The organism is Roseateles chitinivorans (genome assembly GCF_050632145.1).
Taxonomy (GTDB): domain Bacteria; phylum Pseudomonadota; class Gammaproteobacteria; order Burkholderiales; family Burkholderiaceae_C; genus Roseateles; species Roseateles chitinivorans_B.
In genome coordinates, this window is record NZ_CP192577.1 from 3,786,518 (window position 1) to 3,803,707 (window position 17,190).

Genomic DNA, 17,190 nt, shown 5'->3' on the forward strand with positions numbered 1-17,190 from the left:
GCAGGGTCCAGCTGGGAGGACCCCAGCTTAAGCCGGGGCCGGCCGTGCCTGCGAGTGACTTTGGTCCGGTGGGCGCTCAGTGGGCTGTTGGTGGGCGCTCAGTGGGCTGTTGGTGGGCACTCAATGGCGCTCATTGGGCGGTCAGTAGGTCTTGTACGGCAGGAACTTCCCGCTCATCACGATGCTGACACGATCGCCCTTCGGATCGGGCTCGCGCTGCAGGTCCATGCGGAAGTCGATGGCGCTCATGATGCCGTCGCCGAACTCCTCGTGGATCAGTTCCTTGAACGTGGTGCCGTAGACGCTGATCAGCTCGTAGAAGCGGTAGATCAACGGATCGGTCGGGACCGGGGTCGGCAGGCTGCCCTTGTAGGGCACGACCTTGAGCCACTGCGTCTGCGCCTCGGTGAGGTCGAAGATCGCCCCGAGCGTCGCGGCCTGGGCATCGTCGAAGGTCATCTGACCGAGGCAGCCGGCCGTGACCCACTCCTTGCTGAGGCCGACCTGCTCGGCCACGTCGGACCACTTCAGGCCCTTGGCCACCTTGGTGGCGATGATCTTTTCGGTGACGTCGAGTCGGCTCATGGGATGCTCCTTGGCGGGGTGAGGGGATGGCTGCGCTCCACCAGGAAGTCCATCAGGTGGTTGCGCATCGGGTAGTACTGGGGATCGTGGTGCAGCGTGGCGCGCTGGCGCGAGCGCGGCATCGTGTTCACGACGATCTCCGCGACCCGCGCATGCGGGCCGTTCGACATCAGCATCACGCGGTCGGCGAGCAGCAGGGCTTCGTCGACGTCGTGCGTGATCATGAAGACCGTCTGCCGCGTCGCGGCGCAGATCTTCAGCAGCTCGTCCTGGATGGTGCCGCGCGTGAGCGCGTCCAGCGCGCCGAAGGGCTCGTCGAGCAGCAGCATCCGCGGCTCGATCGCGAAGGCGCGGGCGATGCCGACGCGCTGCTTCATGCCGCCGGAGAGCTGGCTCGGCTTCTTGTCGAGCGCCGGCGTCAGGCTCACCAGGGCGACGTACTTGCGGACCTGCTCGTCGACCTTTGTCTTCGGCCAGTCCGGCCACTTGCTGCGCACCGCGAAGGCGATGTTCTGCCGCACCGTCAGCCAGGGCATCAGCGCATGTCCCTGGAAGACGACGCCGCGGTCAAGACCCGGCCCCACGACCTCGCGGCCGTCGACGATGACGTGGCCGTCGCTCGCCCGCTCCAGGCCGGCGAGGGTGTTCAGGATCGTCGTCTTGCCGCAGCCGCTGTGGCCGACGATGCAGACGAACTCGCCCTGACGCAGCGTGAAGTCCACGTCCTCGAAGATGGTCGTGTCGCCGTAGCGCTTGGCCAGGCCTTCGACACGGACCAGCACGGGCGCGGCATCGACCGCCGCCGCGGCGCCGTGTTCCATCGGATCAATCCGCATAGGTCACCGCCTTCTGCGCGCGGGCGAACAACCCGTCCAGCGCCATGCCCACCAGCCCGATCACGAGGATCGCGAAGACCACGTTGGGCAGGCTGAGGTTGTTCCACTCGTTCCAGACGAAGTAACCGATGCCGGTGCCGCCGACCAGCATCTCCGCCGCGACGATCACCAGCCAGGCGATGCCCATGCTGATGCGCATGCCGGTGAGGATGGTGGGCGCGGCGGCGGGAAGGATGACCTCGACCGCGCGGCGCAACGGGCGGACCTCCAGCGTGCGGGCGACGTTGAGCCACTCCTTGCGCACGCCGGCGACGCCGAAGGCCGTGTTGATCAGCATCGGCCAGACGCTGCAGATGAAGATCACGAAGATGCCGCTCGCCGCCGAGTCCTTGATCGTGTAGAGCGCCAACGGCATCCACGCCAGCGGCGAGATGGGCTTGAGGACCTGGATGAAGGGATCGAGCGCGCGGTGGATGAGCGGGCTCATCCCGATCGCGAAGCCCAGCGGGATCGCGACGAGCGCCGCGAGCAGGTAGCCCAGCGCGACGCGCCCCAGCGAGTACGCCAGCTGCAGGCCGATGCCCTTGTCGTTGGGGCCCTTGTCGTAGAACGGATCGGCGAGGTGGTGGACGACGGTCGAGCCCATCTGCGCGAGCGTCGGAAAGCCGCTCTTGGTTGCCACGGGCGAGGCACCGCTCCCACCAGCGTTCCCACCGGCGTCGGCGGGCACGGGCTTGCCCATCAGCTTCGCGTATTCGATCTGCTCGGGCGTCATCGCTGGCGCTGCGGCAGACGTCGCGGACGCGGCAGGTCCGGTGCTCATCGTTGCGAGGTGCCAGATGCCCAGCAGCAGCCCGAAGATCAGCAGCGAGAGCAGGGCGGCGCGAGCGTTCAGCGAGGTCATCGACGATCTCCGCTCACGCGCGCTTGATCGCGAAGCCGGCGACGTAGGCATCGGGCTGCGCGGGATCGAAGGTCTTGCCCATCACGTTGAACTTCGGATACGCGCCGTCCGGCACGGTCTGGTCGAGCGCCTTCATCTGCTTCTTCGCGTCGGTGAGCAGGAAGACCTTCTCCGCGATCTGCTTGTAATTCACGTCGCCTTTCAGGTAGCCCCAGCGCTTCATCTGCGTGAGCATCCAGACGGCCATGCTCTGCCAGGGGATGGGGTCGAAGTCGGCGCGGTCCGGCACCACGCGCACGTTGCCCAGGCCGTCGGCGAACTTGCCGGTGAGCACCTGCGCGATCACCGTCTCCGGCTGGTTGAGGTAGGCCTGCGGCGCGATGACCTTGGCGATCAGCTCGCGGTTGCGCGCCTCGCGCGCCATCGCGGCGGAGGTCAGCACGGCGCGGTACAGCGCGGCGAAGGTGTTGGGATTCTTCTGGATGAACTCGGTGCTGGTGCCGAAGGCGCAGCAGGGGTGACCGTTCCACAGCTCCTTCGAGAGGATGTGGATGAAGCCGACCTCCTCGAACACGGCGCGTTGGTTGAACGGGTCCGGGCCGAGGAAGCCGTCGATGTTGCCGGCGCGCAGGTTGGCCACCATCTCCGGCGGCGGCACGACGCGGATCTGGATGTCGCGGTCGGGATCGAGGCCCGCTTCCGCCACGTAGTAGCGCAGCAGGAAGTTGTGCATCGAGTACTCGAAGGGCACGGCGAACTTGAAACCCTTCCACGACTTCGGATCGCGCCTGTCCTTGTGCTTCATCGCCAGCGTGATCGCCTGGCCATTGGTGTTCTGGATCGTCGCCACGTTCATCGGCGTGGCCGTCGCGCCCAGGCCCAGGCTGATCGCCAGCGGCATCGGACTGAGGAAGTGCGTGGCGTCGTACTCCTTGTTGATCATCTTGTCGCGGATCAGCGCCCAGCCGGCGGTCTTCACGACTTCGACGTTCAGTCCCTGCCTGGCGTAGAAGCCGAGCGGGTGCGCCATGATCAGCGGCGTCGCGCAGGTGATGGGGATGAAGCCGATCTTGAGATCCTTCTTCTCCAGCGCGCCGCGCTCCTGCGCCATCGCCTGCAGCGGCGCGATCGGCAGCACGCTGCTGATGGCGGCCATCGCGCTGCCGCGACCGACCGCGCGCAGGAAACGACGCCGCAGCGCGTCCTGCGGGAACAGCGCCTTCACCAGCGCGGCTTCGACGAACTGGTTGGACTCCCGCTCGATGTCCGATGTGTCCATCGCACCGGCGCGCTGGCGCAGCGTCGCCGCGGCGCGGTCACGGTCCAGCTCGCGGGCGTGCTCGGCTTCGCTGCCGTGCCGGCCGCAGGCGCAGCGCATCAGCAGCGGTCGATCAGCGTCGTAAGGGTCGTGGCGGAGGTCGCTCATCGCTGCTTTCCAGGTCGGTGGACGGAGGACTCCACTCTAGGAAAGCGCGACGGAACGCGACATCGTGCGCGACGTGGTTCTCGTGTAGGGCCAGCACTACACGACCCACCTCACGGCGCGAGCAACTCCCGCCTCACGGCAAAGAGCGTCAACTCCACGTCGTTGCGCACACCGGTCTTCTCGAGGATGCGGGCGCGGTAGGTCGACACGGTGTTGGAGGACAGGACCAGTTGCTCGGCAATCTCGCCGACGCTGCGTCCGGCCACCAGCATCTGGAAGACCTGGTGCTCGCGGTGCGAGAGCACCTCGTGCAGCGGCACGCCGTCGTCCGCGGCGAACCCGTCGCCGATGGCGGCGGCCAGATGCTCGGCGACGCTGGGCGTGATGAAGCGGCGGCCGCGCGCGACGGTGCGCACGGCGTCGATCATCTGCTCGCTGTCGGCGCTCTTGTTGAGGTAGCCCGCTGCGCCCAGCTTGAGGCTGCGCACCGCGTACTGCCGGTCCGGGTAGGTGGAGAGCATCAGCACCGGCAGTTTCGGGAACTCGCTCCGGAGCGCCTTGAGGATGTCGAGCCCGTCGCGCTGCGGCATCGCGATGTCCAGCAGCACGACGTCCGGACCCGAGCCTGCCGATGCGCCGGCGCGCACCTGCTGGATGGCCTCGGGCCCGTTGGCGGCTTCGCCCATGACGCGCAGGTCGCTGGCCTCGGCGAGGATCTGCTTGATGCCCTCGCGCACGATGCGGTGGTCATCGCAGATCAGCACGCGGATCGTCATGACGACGTCCCTTCCGGTGCCGCGCCTTCGAGCGGCATGACCAGCCGCACCGTCGTGCCGCGCCCTGGCGCGCTGGCGATGCCCAGCCTCCCGCCGAACTGCGCCGCGCGCTCGCGCATGCCGAGCACGCCGTAGCTGCGGGCGTCGTTGAGCGCCTCGTCGCGCGCGCCGATGCCGTCGTCGCTGACCTGGAGATAAAGCACCGGCTGCGGCGGTGCGTCGACGTCGATGCGGATGTCCACGTGCGAGGCCTTCGCGTGGCGCGCGACGTTCGAGAGCACTTCCTGGAAGATCCGGAACACCGCGATCGCGAGGCCGCCTTCGGGCGGGACGACGTCGGCGGCGACGAAGATGCGGAAGCGCACCTCGCGCTCGTCGCTGCCGGCGAGCTGGAACTCCTGCGCCTGCCACTCCAGCGCGGCCCACAGGCCCTGGTGATCGAGGATGCTCGGGCGCAGGTCGGTGATGATGCGGCCGACCGCGTCCACGGCGGTGTCGACGAGTCCGCCCATGCGGTGGCACTTCGCGACCATCGTGTCGCGCTGCGCGATGTCGCCGACGCGGCGCTCCAGCCAGTTGACGTCCATCTTCAGCGCGACCAGCAGCGAGCCCAGTTCATCGTGGATCTCGCGGGCGATGCGCTTGCGCTCGGTCTCGCGCACGGCCTCGAGGTGATGCGCGAGCTCGCGGAGCTGCGAGGTCCGATCCGCGACGCGGCGCTCGAGCTGGTCGTGGCTGGCGCGAAGCAGCTCCTCGGCGTGCTTGCGCTTGGAGATGTCGACGAAGGTGACGACGGCGCCCTGGACCTCGCCGTGCTCGAAGAGCGGGTAGCTGGAGTACTCGGCCGGGAAGGCGCTGCCGTCGGCGCGCCAGAGGACCTCGTCGTCGATGCGGCAGGGGTCGCCGCGGCGGAAGGCGTTGAAGATCGGGCAGTCGCATTCCTGATAGCCGCTGCCGTCGCCATGTGAGTGGTGGATCAGCGCATGCATGTTGCGGCCGAGCACCTCGTCGGTGCGCCAGCCCAGCGTGTCGCAGGCGGCGCGATTCACGAAGGTGCATCGGCCGTCCATGTCGATGCCGAAGATGCCCTCGCCGGTGCTTGCCAGCAGCAGCGCCAGACGGCGCGCGGCCTCGTCGGGCGAGGCCGGGTCGGCGACGGCGTTGGCGGTCGCGGCGGGAGCGGGCAGGGCGGTCGGCGGAAACATGCCCCGCTGGTGTGCAAGGGATGTGCCACGTCGACCGCCGACTGCGCTCAGACGTGCTCAGGCGCGACGCAGCTTGACCGACGGGAAGTCGACCGGCACGGCGAAGGCGACGTTCACGTAGTTGGTGAACAGGTTGAGCGCGACGTGCGCGAGGATCTCGACGATGGCGCCATCGTCGAAGCCGACGTCGCGCAGCGACTGCACGTCGCCGTCGTTGACCTGGGCGCGGTCGTTGACGACCTTCAGCGCGAAGCGCAGCGCCGCGGCGGTCTTCGGATCGGCGGACTCGCCCCTCTGTGCGGCGGCCATCTCGTCGGACGAGGCGCCGGCCTTGCGACCCAGCGCGGTGTGCGCAGCCAGGCAGTACTCGCAGGCGTTGAGATCGGCGATGGCGACGGCGATCTGCTCGCCCAGCCTGGCGGGGATCACGCCGCCGCCCAGGGCGCCGAAGCTGCCCCACAGGCTCTTGATGGCGGCGGGTGAGTTGGCGACGGCGCGGAACATCGCCGGCGTGGCGCCGAAGGCGGCCTGGATCTGGTCGAGCGCGACCTTGGCGTCGCCCTGGGCTTGCTTGGGGTCGACGAGGGCGACGCGGGAAGTGGTGGGCATGATGTTTCCTTTCAGCGGTGGCGTGGATTGAGGTCGTTGGGTGGTGTCAGGCAGCGTCCGGAGGTCGTTCGCTGCTGGACGTCAGTGTGGTCCTCGAAGGAGTACCATTGGCCGCGTTTCATCCATCAAACGCATCCAAACGTCCATGGCTGCCAAGTCCACGTCCACGTCCCCGGCCGCCGCGACCACGACTGCGGGCGGCGCCGCATCGAAGGCATCGAAGGCATCGAAGGCAGCGACTGCGTCGCTCCCGCCGATCGACCGCCTGTCGTCGCTGCTGGAGCATTTCCGCGTGCGCGCGCGGCTGTTCCACGTCGGGCCGTTGTGCGGGGTCAACCCCTTCGACCCGTTGCCGGGGCGGGGCTTCCTGCATGTGATGAAGCGCGGTGAGATGGAGCTGCGTCACCCCGCCGGTGCCGGCCTGCCGCGCAGGCTGCGTGTGGACGAGCCGTCGCTGCTCTTCTATCCGCGTCCCGTGGCGCATGAGTTCCGCAATCCGCCGCGCGAGGGTTCGGACTTCACCTGCGCGGAGCTGGAGTTCGATGGTGGCGCGCTCAATCCGCTCGTGCGGGCGTTGCCGCCGCTGGTGCTGCTGCCGCTGGCGCGGGTGGAGGGGCTGGACCTGTCGCTGCAGCTGCTGTTCTCGGAGACCGAGCGACTGCGCTGCGGCCAGCGCATCCTGGCGGACCGGCTGTTCGAGGTCGTGCTGATCCAGCTGCTGCGCTGGCTGATCGACCATCCGGCGGAGGCGGGCGTTCAGCCTGGACTGGTGACAGGTCTGTCGGACCCGCGCTTGGCGCTCGCGCTGGCGGCGGTCCACGAGGCGCCGGGCGAGGCGTGGTCGCTGGCGCGCATGGCCGAGCGCGCAGGCATGTCGCGCAGCGCGTTCGCGGCGCGCTTCCGCGCGCTGGTGGGGCAGGCGCCGGCGGCGTACCTCGCCGACTGGCGATTGAGCCTGGCACAGGAGCAACTGCGGCTCGGCCGCTCGATCAAGCAGATCGCCGATCAGCTCGGGTATGCGAATGCATCGGCGCTGTCGCGGGTCTTCACGCAGCGGGTGGGGCGGTCGCCGAGGGAGTGGCGGCAAGGGCTGGTGGCGTCGACTGGGCCCCAGGATGCCTGATCGGTCTCGACATGGCCCGGATGCGCTGCCGCCCGTCTGTAGCAGAGGGAGGCGAAAGTCGAGATCCGATCGACAGCCAGACAAGGGTCAGAGCGGCGGAAAGCGATTCACGCCGTCCGCGGGCAGCTTGTGCATGCAGGCAGCGAAGAGCGGGTCGACGAGCCAGCCGTTCAGCCATGACCGTACCGACGGCAAGTCCAGCGTGGCAAACCATTCCCGCTCCACCGAGGCGAACTGACGGACGAAGGGCAGCACCGCCAGGTCGGTGGCGCAGGGCGTGGCGCCACCCAGGCAGGGCGCGCTGCGCAGCCGTGCCTCCAGCGGGCGCAGGAGCACCTCCAGCGCCTGGTCGCGGTGCGCGTCCGTCGCGAGGGTCTCGCTCGCGTAGCGCTGGGGGTACTTCCAGCGGTCCAGGTGATGCTTGAAGTCGCCGTCATTCCGCTGCAGCAGGTCGAGGTTGGCGGGCGACTGCGCCCGCGCCCACCAGCCCTGCGCATCGGGCACAGCCAGCGCCCAGCGCATGATGTCCCAACTCTCCTCGATCACGCGGCCATCGGGCAACTGCAGCACGGGAACCGTCGCCTTGGGAGACAAGGCCAGCAGGCTTGCCGGCTTGTCGCGCAGGCTGACCTCCACCGCCTCGAAGTGCCGCCCGGCCTGCAGCAGCGCCATCCGTGCGCGCATCGCGTAGGGGCAGCGGCGAAAGGTGTAGAGCCGCGGCAACCGTGGGCCAGGAGAAGAGGCAGGTGTGTGCGGTGTCGTCGGTGTCGATGCTTGCATGGCCAAGGTCTTTGCAGCTGTTGCTCGCGGCTCAATGAACCTGCAGCACCTCGAACAGTTGCCGGATGGCGGCGACCTGTATCGACACCTCGTCACCTTCACATCTGCCCAGCATGGCCCTGCCCAACGGGGCCTCGCTGCTGATGACCTGAACGAGCTGAGCGCCGCTCACCAGCTGCATGCTGCCCCCATCCGGGCCGAGAAAGAGATGTTGCTGCTTGCCGTCGGCATCGATCAGGCAGACCAGCGCGCCGAGCTGTATGCCTTTGCTGGCGTCGTAGGCGCGCGGGCGGAACTGGCGCCAGTGGGCCATCGCCTGGCGGATGGCCTCGGCGCGGCGGGCCTGGCCGGTGGCGAGGTAGGCGGCTTCGAGACCCAAGGTGTCGTACTTGTTCTCGGCGATGTTCTCTTCGTGAGTCGCCGTTTCATGCGCCGCGCGGGCGGCCCGTTCGGCTTGCAGCAGGTCTTCGGCGAGCCGTTCCAGCACCTGCTGCTGCAGCAAGAATTTATCCATGATGAAAGGTGGGCAGCTTGCTAGGCCACATTGGGTTGAAGCGCACGGTGAGGGGCCTCGGCATCGACGTGGCGGATGCACGGGACATCGCCGGGCATCGCCCGGCATTGGGCCGCCTGACCCAGGTCTGCGGCGGCGCTGGGCAGCCGCCGCACTGCGTGCGGCCTCAGGCACCTCTGCGGCGAACGCGAGCGTAACAGCCCGGCCGGCACGCCTCGAATACGATGGGCTGGTCCTCCACCGGCAAAGTCCCCGCCCCATGCGACGCCTCGGCATCACGATCACGCTCCCCTTGCGGCCACCGCTCACGCCGAGGCCCAGGCCCGCAGGCCGCCCTGCATCGCGCACGCCTGGGCCTTGCCCGCGCAGGACGGCCGGCAATGACCCCGATCCAGCAATGGCATGCCACCCGCAGCCTGCGCCTGCTGGTGCAGACGGTGCGCGACATGCTGGTCTCGATGGGGCCGCTGCTGCTGCTCGGCGGCGGTCTGCTGGTCGCGGCCTACTGGTGGCTGGATCCGCAGCCGCCGCGCCAGGTGCGGCTGGCCACCGGCCCCGCAGGCAGTGCCTACGCCGGCTTCGGCGAGGGCTACGCGAAGGTGCTGGCGCGCGAACGCATCCAGGTGGCGCTGATCGCCAGCGAAGGCGCGCAGGACGATCTGGCCCATCTGCGCGCGGGCACGGCCGACGTGGGCTTCGTCCGCGGCGGCATGGCCGATCCGGTGGCCGATACCGAGGCCGGCATCGTCTCGCTGGGCAGCCTGTTCTACGAGCCGATCTGGATCTTCTACCGCCGCGATCTCGGCATCGCGCGCCGCCAGCCCGGCGGCGAACTCGAGCGCTTGGCCCAGCTGCGCGGCCTGCGCGTCAATGTGGACCAGGACGGCAGCGGCGTCCCGCAGATCGTCGAGAGGCTGCTGGCGCTGAACCACCTCAAGCCGACCGATCTGCAGCTGTCCAATCTGGCGCCCGACGCCGCCGGCGCGGCGTTGCGCGAGGGCCGGCTGGACGCCGCGGTGCTGATCTCGGCGCCGCAGGCCCGCCTGGTCCGCTCGTTGCTGCGGGACCCGGGCATTGCGCTGATGGCCTTCGAGCAGAACGAGGCCTACTCGCGCCATCTGCCCTTCCTGTCCACCGTGACGCTGCCGCGCGGCGTGGTGGACCTGGCGGCCGATCTGCCGCCGCACGACGTGCCGCTGCTGGCCACCACCACGGCACTGCTGGCGCGCGAGCAGACGCACCCCGCGCTGCGCCAGCTGTTCGCGCAGGCGGCGCTGGGCCAGCACAGCGGGGCCGGCTGGTTCAACGGCGCGCGCGACTTCCCCAACACCCGCACCAGCGAGCTGCCGGTCAGTGCCGAGGGCGACCGCGCGATCAACGGCACGCCGCCGGCCTGGGCGCGCTACCTGCCGTTCTGGGCCGGCAATCTGCTGGAACGCATGTGGCTGGTGGTCGGCGGCCTGCTGGTGCTGATGCTGCCGCTGTCGCGCGTGGTGCCGCCGCTCTACACCTTCCGCGTGCGCTCCCGCGTGTTCCGCTGGTATGCGCGGCTGCGCGAGGTGGAAGCCAAGCTCGAAACCGGCACGGGCGAGCGCGAGGCCTTGCTCGACGAGCTGGACGAGCTGGATCGCGTCACGCACCGCATCGCGGTGCCGCTGTCCTATGCCGAAGAGCTGTACGCGTTGCGCAACAACATCTATGCGGTGCGCAAGCGCCTGATGGCGCAGCGGTCCCGGCCAGCGGACGGGCTGACCGAGTGATCAACGAGTGATTGAGGAATGGGGCTGCATCCATGGCACTGACGAAGAAGGGCGAGTTCTGGTACGGGACCACGTCCGGCGACACCCAAGCAGAACTGCGCAGCTACAGCGTGGCGAATCGCCATGAGGCCACCCGATTTGCCACGTCCAAATGCGATTGCGGATGCAAGACCTTCGCGCTGCAGACGGATGAAGAGGCCGGTGTGGCCATCCGCACCTGCACCGACTGCGGGCTGGAACACCTGATGGGCGACAGCGCGGACTACGTCGACGGAGCCGCGCCTGAGACCCACGAGTGCGTGTGCGAGAACGAGGTCTTCGAGCTGGTATCCGGCGTCTCCGTGTACGAAGGCACCCATGACGTGCGCTGGTACTACATTGCCTGCCACTGCGTGGAATGCAACCTGGTCGGGGTCTTCGCCGACTGGAAGTGCGAAGCAGGTGATGCAGCGGCCTTCCTCGCCAAGGTCTGAGCATGGCGTCATCGATGGCAGATCGTTCGTGGATCGTCGATTCGGTCGGTGAAACGGCCTTCAGTCGACTGGCGGACGGCTTGACAGGCTCTGCGCTTCAATCGCTGCTGCTTGAAGTGATGCATGCGCGAGCCGAAGCGCGATGCGCGAGCGAGCTGGTCGATCAATATGGCCGCGATCCCTTTTGCGCACCGTCGGCGGTTGACCTCCGTGCAATGCTTGCCATCGACGGTCAATTGCTGGAAGCTGCCGAGCGCTTCGAGGCCGTCGAGCTGTCACCGGTGGCCCCGATGGGGGCTTGCTCGGTGGTCGGACCTTCTCATCAGAATCGCGTCCTGACCGCGTTGCGAGCGACCGAAGTCGTATCGGACCCGACGAATGTTCTCGCGTTGGAATGTTCCCTGCGAATGCGGGCACGACCAGGGGCCGACGTTCACTTGGCCACGAGCCAGCGCATCCTTCGTGCCCAACCTGTTCCGAGGCAACCGGGATACGCTCAACACTTTCGTCTCTTTGCCTTGGGGAGCGGGGGCGTTGAGCGCAAGGATCATGCTTTCACGATCGAGACGGTCGTACTGCATGTGCGCACGATGCTCGCGGGTCTACTCCGACTCGAACGGCTTGGCCACTCTCTGGGCCGCGCTCGCGTGGAGGTGCTTGCTTCGGCGGAGAAGCGACAACTCGGGGGCCGGATCGCCGATATCCTGAACGCCGAAGTCCAACCGCTGGAACATCCCTATTACTCGGGCGGACTGCGCTATCGGATCTGGGTTTCAGCGCCCGACGGAGAAGAGCTCCCGCTGGGCGACGGTGGCGCCTTCGACTGGCTGGGTCAACTCTCTTCCAATCGCCGCGCCGTCTTCATTGGAAGCGGGTTGGGTTCTCAGTTGATTGCGCTGCGCTTCGGGCGCCAGTCGCCGCCTTGAATGAAGCCCGTGCGGTGAGGCGGGCCGCGGGTTCGGCGCCGATCAGGCGGGAACAGAACAGACCGTTCAAGGAAGCTACTCGTCCTGCAGAAAGCCTCTCGCACCATGCTCACTGATCGTGAAGCCTGCCAGCTGGTACTCACGCAATTCGTCCATGGCGAACCCTGGGCGGTGCAATCATGTTCGTTGTCGGATCGAAGCGACTACTGGATCATCCGGGCCAACAGTGCGGCTTATGTTCTGCACGGTGATGCTTCGCGATGCTATGTCGGTGTCAACGCGTATTTGGTCGACGTCGATACCGGGCTCATCGAGATCGTCGGTAGTGGGGGCTCCGTGGAGGGTTACCTTCAGGACAAGTACGATCTTCGGGTGGCGAATGGACAGTGCTATGTCCTCACCGCCGGCTTTCCTCGCTCTGACAAGCAAGCGATCCTTCGGCTTCGCCAGGTGCTGGAGTGCTCAATTCATCGGGCGAGCAGCCTTTCTGAGCAAGACTGCCTTTGGCTCACCGGGACGCGACGCGACCTGCAACGGGTGGCGGAACTGTTCCGGGAGCGAGGTGTGGCAACGGCTGTCAGACTGGTTGACCAGCCGCTTGATGCGCGCCACCTGACCGGGTGTGTCTGGTTCTGGGAGCCAGTTCAGGCAGCCTTGAGAGATTGAGTCTGCGGATAAGCCGCTGTGGTCTTGCAGGTCGGACCCCTGCGCGGAGCGCATCGCGACCATGGGGCCGCCTCCAGCCTGGCGTTGACTTCCGCTTCAGGCAGGTGAAGTGTCCTCAAGGTCGCCAGGCCTCGACTTGCCCAGACGACGAAATAGACACCAGAACCAACTGAGCGCGCCAGTCGACGAGGATCAGACCGAATTCCGAGTTGAGCTTCATGAATGCATTGGTCAGTTTCGAGTCATCGGGATTCTTCCCGACGAACGCTCCCAAGATCGGAACTCCATGCGTGTCGCGGTATCCGTATAGCGTCACGTTGCCGCCCAGCGGCAAAGAGAAGCCGTTCTTGACGCTGCCGGACACCGAGCTACCAGAGAACAACACCGGTGCCGCGCCGGCCTTGGCACCGAGAAGACCCTCGAGTTGATGCGTTGCCTCGAATCCTGAGAGCACAGGGATGCGACGAATCTTCCGCACATAGACCTGGCGCCAGCCGTGTTGAACACGATGGGCGCGTTCGAAGGACTTGTACTCCGTCAGCAAGCGCTGCACTTCGCCGAGTTGTGACCGCGGGAAGAATTCGACCTGACTCCATTCATCCTCGTGGAAGACGAAATCGGCATTGCTCGGATTCCGATGCATTGGATCCAGTTGAGCCAGGTCATCTGAGAGAGTCGGCGTCGTGAAGAGGATCGTTTTGGGATCGAGCGACTGCACCTTCGGCTGAGCCTGGGCTGGTCCGGCAACACCAGCCAGCGCAAGCAATGATGCGAGTATTTTCTTCATGGTGCAGAGAAAAGGTGATGCCGTCTCAACGCTATGGATTGGATGTTGGCTAGCGCCGTGCGATCCACCGCCGTCAGCACGTCGCAGCCCGCGTCTCGGATGCATTGGTACAGGGCGATTTGATCCATGCCGAGCTGGCTGCAGTCTACGTTCGGGTGTCCTGAACCTCTCAAAACAGTCTGGGCGCAGTGTGCCAGCGATGTGGCAACAGCGCCGCTACCGATCATCCCCAGAGGTGATCCAGGTCCTCCATTTTTCCGTCGAACTCGATCACGTCGTTCAGGTCATTGAACGCAGACGGCGGTTCGCCCGAAACAATGCTCCGGCGCATGCGCATGAGATGTGCCAAGCACTCGGCACCATAGGAGTTATTCGGCCACAACGACTCTTCCGATCCGTGACGCTGGTATGCCGATTCCAAGGCCCGTGCCGCTGCAGACCAAAACTCAGCACGATGTTCTTCGGTCAGACCTCGCAGATCAAATTCACCATACGGTGCCGTCCGATCCGCCATATCAGCGAGCCAAACGCCAAGCTTGGCATGTGCATCCGAAACCTCACGGGACACCAGCTCGAGCATCACTGAATAGCCGAGATTGGACCGATGCAAGGCACGACCGTCGTCGAGCAAGAGGATGCAGCTCATCATGCAGACTCTATCGGAAGCCTGACACGGCACACGAGAGCGAGCATCACTACCTCAGCGACGGCCCTCGCCGGTTCTACCGTGTGCATTTCGAGCTTCGCAACGGACAGCGCGCGCACATGCGCGGGAGCGCTTCCGCCAAGCGCGGCCCCGCCGTGGGCGAGCTCGTCCCGGTGTTGATCCGCGAGTGCGACGGCGAGGTCAAGGCCATCCTTCCGGGGCCTGATCAGTGGCGCGACATTCTGCTGTTCAGCTCGATCGGGCTCGTGCTGCTGATGCTGGGCAGCTTGTAATGGGTAGAGGTCCGACGGAACCATCCAACCGGATCGGTCCCCATTTCCGTGTGTGAAGCTCAGCCGTTCTTGGGCGCCGTGATCACCCCGGCGTCCTGCAGCGCTTTGATGAGGCTGTCGCCGAACTTCCTGCGCTTCTCCTTCTTGCTCTGTTCCTGCGCCTCTGCGCTGATCCCGTCACCGCCGGACCTCAGCGCGACATGGCCTTTCCAAAGCGTCTGGCCGGTCGCCACTTCCTGGATCTCGGCATTCCAGAAGAACTCGATCGGCATCGACAGGTGGGCTTGGGCCCGCTCCATCTTGACGAACAGGACGTGGCTGGGTCGAAGCGCACCCGGTGTCGCCGGGAACGGTTCGGACATCATCAGGGTACGCCCCGGGATTCCGCGCGCCTCCATGGCCTCCTTGGTGCCCAGGCGCATCTCGCCCAGTTCCAGGTTCTTGTTGAATTGCAAGAATTATGCAGGTCCGACCGCCTTTGCAATCTGCCCCAGAGTCCTCAGCGCCCCCTCGACCTGCGCGTTGTCCGGATGCCCGAAATTGAGCCTCAGGTGGTGCGTGAAGCGGCGATCGGCCGAGAACAGATGCCCCGGCGCGATGCTGATGTCGTGGGACAGGGCGACCCGGTGCAGTTCCAGCGCATCGATCTGCGCGGGCAGCTCGACCCAGACGCAATAGCCGCCCTCCGGCTGCGTGACACGGGTGCCGGGAGGAAAGCACTTGGCGATGGTCCTCAGCACGGCCTGACGGTTCGTGACGAGTGCTTGCCGAAGCTGCCGCAGGTGCCGGTCGTAGCCGCCCCGCCGGAGGTACTCGCTCAAGCCTTCCTGCATCGGCACCGGGGTGGCCAATGAGCTCATGAGCTTGCGACGGCTGACGTCCCGGGCAAACCGGCCCGCGGCCGCCCAGCCGACACGGAATCCGGGCGCCAGCGACTTCGAGAACGAACTGCAGTGCAGCACCAGGCCGGTCTTGTCCCAGCCCTTGGCGGGCCGGGGGCGTGAACCGAAATACAGCTCACCGTAGACGTCGTCCTCGATGAGCGGGATCTCGCGCTCGGCGAGCAGCGCCACCAGCGCCGCCTTGGCCGCATCGGGCATCAAGCTGCCCAGCGGGTTCTGGAAATTCGGCATCAGCCAGCACGCCTTGACCGGATGGCGGTCGAAGACGGCCGCCAGCGCCGCCACGTCGACGCCGGTGCGCGCATGGGTGGCTACCTCGACCGCCTTGAGCCCGCGGCGCTCCAGCGCCTGCAAGGCGCCATAGAAGGTCGGCGACTCGATGGCGACGAGGTCGCCCGGCTTCGTGACCGCCTCCAGGCACAGGTTCAAGGCCTCCATCGCGCCGTTGGTCACGACGACCTCGTCCGCGTCGACCTTGCACCCGGCGCCCAGGTAGCGCAGGCCGATCTGGCGCCGCAGCTCGGCGCTGCCCGGCGACAGGTCCTCGACCGTGCGCCATGGATCCAGCCCGCGCATCGCCTTGCCGAGCGACAGTGCCAGCTTGTCCAGCGGGAACAGGGTCGGGCTCGGAAACGCCGAGCCCAGCGGCACGACGGCCCGGTTGCGCGACAGCTCGAGCACCTGGAACACCAGGTCCGACACCTCGACCTTGCGTTCTTCGGCCAGCGGGTCCGACGCGTGGGGCTCAGGATGCGGGATCGCCGCCTGGCTGACGAAGTAGCCGGATCGTGGCCGCGCCCCGATCAGGCCGCGGGCCTCCAGCAGGTAGTACGCCTCGAAGACGGTGGAGGGACTGACACCGCGGTCCTTGCTCGCTTCGCGGACGGAAGGCAGGCGGTCGCCAGGACGCAGCTGTCCCCCGCGATGGACGCCGCCAGGTCATCGGCAAGGGCTTCGTAGCGCTTCATGAGGTGGGATGCTGATATGGCCCGTCGCGTGGAACGATGCCACTGTATCGGCAACACTCAGCCCACTGCGAATTCCCTCCCGGGAGTCCATCTGATCTGGTGTTTTTCAAAGAATCTGAATCTGTACTTTTGATGTCGCCGGGAGCACAGTGGCAACCCGGAAGGAAGATCGGCAATCATGGAATGGGTCCCCACTGTCTTCATCGTGTTCAAGGCCAGCGTGCTGTGCATTGGCATGTTCTACGCCATCAAGTGGCACTACGACCGGGCGAAGAAGGAGAAGGGGGCGGGGAAGCAGCGCGCGGTGCTTCGCACGAGCGCCATCGTGGCCCTTGTCTTCGTGCTGCTGGTCGTCGGCCTCGTGGTCCTGACCTTCAGCCTTGGCACGAAGCTCGGCCTGGATCTGACTTTCTGATGATGGCATCCGCCGGGAGTCGTCGACCGCTCCGGCTGAGCGGCGATGACGCGCCAGGCCATGTGCGGGATCACGCCGCTCGGCGTTTCGCCTTGCCCGACGCCATCCCCGTCTTGTTGTCCTGATCCGACCCGCGGGCCGGAGTGCGGGAACGCGCCGCGGGTTTCCTGGCAACGATCTCCCGCGCGAGGTCGGCCAGCGTCCGCGCGCCCAGCCGCTCCAGCAGCGCGCGCTCGGCGTCCTGGAGGGCGTCGCCCAGCAACCCGTTCACCGCCGCCTCCACCGGACAGCTGGGGTTGTCCTGGGCCGGGCCGATCGCGAAGGTCGATGCGTGGGCAATGGCGTCGTAGACATCGCGTGCCGTGACGTGATCCAGCTCGCGCGCCAGTACCCACCCGCCGCCGCGTCCGCTCGTGGAACCCACCAGGCCCGCCGCGCGCAGGGAGGCCATCGTCCGTCGCACCACCACCGCATTGGTGTGCAGCATCTGGGCGAGCGTCGCCGAGGTGGTGGTGCCGCCATGCAGGTGCATGTGGATCAGCACATGCAGCAGACGGGCGAGACGGGTGTCCTGGGCCATGGGTCTTTTGTGCAAC

Annotated in this window: 20 protein-coding genes and 1 pseudogene; 7 read left to right on the forward strand and 14 right to left on the reverse strand. The window is 66.9% G+C overall.

The window, feature by feature from the left end:
• Positions 1 to 141: 141 nt before the first annotated feature.
• The 7 genes from cynS to ACQ86G_RS17430 all read right to left on the reverse strand — a co-directional run bounded on the left by cynS (position 142) and on the right by ACQ86G_RS17430 (position 6,341).
• Positions 142 to 585 (reverse strand): cyanase, encoded by a 444-nt coding sequence (gene cynS / locus ACQ86G_RS17400; protein ID WP_431256502.1) that lies wholly within the window; start codon positions 583 to 585, stop codon positions 142 to 144.
• Positions 582 to 1,406 (reverse strand): ABC transporter ATP-binding protein, encoded by an 825-nt coding sequence (locus ACQ86G_RS17405; protein WP_431256503.1) that lies wholly within the window; start codon positions 1,404 to 1,406, stop codon positions 582 to 584. The genes cynS and ACQ86G_RS17405 overlap by 4 nt, the downstream gene beginning before the upstream one ends.
• Before the next feature lie 4 nt (positions 1,407 to 1,410).
• A complete protein-coding gene (gene ntrB / locus ACQ86G_RS17410; RefSeq protein ID WP_431256504.1) occupies positions 1,411 to 2,325 on the reverse strand; it encodes a nitrate ABC transporter permease in 915 nt (304 codons plus the stop codon).
• Positions 2,326 to 2,338: 13 nt separating this feature from the next.
• A complete protein-coding gene (locus ACQ86G_RS17415; protein ID WP_431256505.1) occupies positions 2,339 to 3,751 on the reverse strand; it encodes a CmpA/NrtA family ABC transporter substrate-binding protein in 1,413 nt (470 codons plus the stop codon).
• 110 nt (positions 3,752 to 3,861) lie between these two features.
• On the reverse strand, positions 3,862 to 4,527 hold the full coding sequence (locus ACQ86G_RS17420; protein WP_431256506.1) for a response regulator: 666 nt from the start codon (positions 4,525 to 4,527) through the stop codon (positions 3,862 to 3,864).
• On the reverse strand, positions 4,524 to 5,732 hold the full coding sequence (locus ACQ86G_RS17425; RefSeq protein WP_431256507.1) for a PAS domain S-box protein: 1,209 nt from the start codon (positions 5,730 to 5,732) through the stop codon (positions 4,524 to 4,526). The genes ACQ86G_RS17420 and ACQ86G_RS17425 overlap by 4 nt, the downstream gene beginning before the upstream one ends.
• Before the next feature lie 57 nt (positions 5,733 to 5,789).
• On the reverse strand, positions 5,790 to 6,341 hold the full coding sequence (locus ACQ86G_RS17430) for a carboxymuconolactone decarboxylase family protein (RefSeq protein WP_431256508.1): 552 nt from the start codon (positions 6,339 to 6,341) through the stop codon (positions 5,790 to 5,792).
• Between the two features lie 145 nt (positions 6,342 to 6,486).
• On the opposite strand from ACQ86G_RS17430, the gene ACQ86G_RS17435 reads away from it, so the two are divergent.
• On the forward strand, positions 6,487 to 7,464 hold the full coding sequence (locus tag ACQ86G_RS17435; RefSeq protein WP_431256509.1) for an AraC family transcriptional regulator: 978 nt from the start codon (positions 6,487 to 6,489) through the stop codon (positions 7,462 to 7,464).
• Between the two features lie 87 nt (positions 7,465 to 7,551).
• Here the strand turns inward: ACQ86G_RS17435 and ACQ86G_RS17440 are convergent, their stop codons facing one another.
• Both ACQ86G_RS17440 and ACQ86G_RS17445 read right to left on the reverse strand, forming a co-directional pair.
• Entirely contained in the window at positions 7,552 to 8,244 is a 693-nt protein-coding gene (locus ACQ86G_RS17440) for a glutathione S-transferase (protein ID WP_431256510.1), read from the reverse strand.
• 31 nt (positions 8,245 to 8,275) lie between these two features.
• Positions 8,276 to 8,758 carry a GreA/GreB family elongation factor gene (locus ACQ86G_RS17445; RefSeq protein ID WP_431256511.1) on the reverse strand — a complete coding sequence of 161 codons (483 nt, stop codon included), beginning with the start codon at positions 8,756 to 8,758 and terminating at the stop codon, positions 8,276 to 8,278.
• A gap of 380 nt (positions 8,759 to 9,138) precedes the next feature.
• On the opposite strand from ACQ86G_RS17445, the gene ACQ86G_RS17450 reads away from it, so the two are divergent.
• The 4 genes from ACQ86G_RS17450 to ACQ86G_RS17465 all read left to right on the forward strand — a co-directional run bounded on the left by ACQ86G_RS17450 (position 9,139) and on the right by ACQ86G_RS17465 (position 12,583).
• Positions 9,139 to 10,518 (forward strand): TAXI family TRAP transporter solute-binding subunit, encoded by a 1,380-nt coding sequence (locus ACQ86G_RS17450; protein ID WP_431256512.1) that lies wholly within the window; start codon positions 9,139 to 9,141, stop codon positions 10,516 to 10,518.
• A gap of 32 nt (positions 10,519 to 10,550) precedes the next feature.
• On the forward strand, positions 10,551 to 10,991 hold the full coding sequence (locus ACQ86G_RS17455; protein WP_431256513.1) for a hypothetical protein: 441 nt from the start codon (positions 10,551 to 10,553) through the stop codon (positions 10,989 to 10,991).
• Positions 10,992 to 10,993: 2 nt separating this feature from the next.
• On the forward strand, positions 10,994 to 11,917 hold the full coding sequence (locus ACQ86G_RS17460; protein WP_431256514.1) for a hypothetical protein: 924 nt from the start codon (positions 10,994 to 10,996) through the stop codon (positions 11,915 to 11,917).
• A 105-nt stretch (positions 11,918 to 12,022) separates the two neighbouring features.
• Positions 12,023 to 12,583, forward strand: coding sequence for a hypothetical protein (locus ACQ86G_RS17465; protein ID WP_431256515.1), 561 nt, complete (start codon positions 12,023 to 12,025; stop codon positions 12,581 to 12,583).
• Between the two features lie 115 nt (positions 12,584 to 12,698).
• Here the strand turns inward: ACQ86G_RS17465 and ACQ86G_RS17470 are convergent, their stop codons facing one another.
• Positions 12,699 to 13,370 (reverse strand): hypothetical protein, encoded by a 672-nt coding sequence (locus ACQ86G_RS17470; protein WP_431256516.1) that lies wholly within the window; start codon positions 13,368 to 13,370, stop codon positions 12,699 to 12,701.
• 223 nt (positions 13,371 to 13,593) lie between these two features.
• Positions 13,594 to 14,016: a hypothetical protein gene (locus ACQ86G_RS17475; RefSeq protein WP_431256517.1), complete on the reverse strand. Its 423-nt coding sequence runs from the start codon at positions 14,014 to 14,016 to the stop codon at positions 13,594 to 13,596.
• Positions 14,017 to 14,135: 119 nt separating this feature from the next.
• Between ACQ86G_RS17475 and ACQ86G_RS17480 the strand changes: the two genes are divergently transcribed.
• Positions 14,136 to 14,309 carry a hypothetical protein gene (locus ACQ86G_RS17480; RefSeq protein WP_431256518.1) on the forward strand — a complete coding sequence of 58 codons (174 nt, stop codon included), beginning with the start codon at positions 14,136 to 14,138 and terminating at the stop codon, positions 14,307 to 14,309.
• 59 nt (positions 14,310 to 14,368) lie between these two features.
• Here ACQ86G_RS17480 and ACQ86G_RS17485 read toward each other — a convergent pair whose 3' ends face one another.
• Together ACQ86G_RS17485 and ACQ86G_RS17490 are read right to left on the reverse strand one after the other, a co-directional pair.
• Positions 14,369 to 14,731 carry a hypothetical protein gene (locus ACQ86G_RS17485; protein ID WP_431256519.1) on the reverse strand — a complete coding sequence of 121 codons (363 nt, stop codon included), beginning with the start codon at positions 14,729 to 14,731 and terminating at the stop codon, positions 14,369 to 14,371.
• Between the two features lie 36 nt (positions 14,732 to 14,767).
• A pseudogene (locus ACQ86G_RS17490) lies at positions 14,768 to 16,179 on the reverse strand (PLP-dependent aminotransferase family protein).
• Between the two features lie 178 nt (positions 16,180 to 16,357).
• Between ACQ86G_RS17490 and ACQ86G_RS17495 the strand changes: the two are divergent.
• On the forward strand, positions 16,358 to 16,594 hold the full coding sequence (locus ACQ86G_RS17495) for a hypothetical protein (protein ID WP_431256520.1): 237 nt from the start codon (positions 16,358 to 16,360) through the stop codon (positions 16,592 to 16,594).
• A gap of 70 nt (positions 16,595 to 16,664) precedes the next feature.
• Here ACQ86G_RS17495 and ACQ86G_RS17500 read toward each other — a convergent pair whose 3' ends face one another.
• Positions 16,665 to 17,174 carry an RrF2 family transcriptional regulator gene (locus tag ACQ86G_RS17500; RefSeq protein WP_431256521.1) on the reverse strand — a complete coding sequence of 170 codons (510 nt, stop codon included), beginning with the start codon at positions 17,172 to 17,174 and terminating at the stop codon, positions 16,665 to 16,667.
• Positions 17,175 to 17,190: the final 16 nt, after the last annotated feature.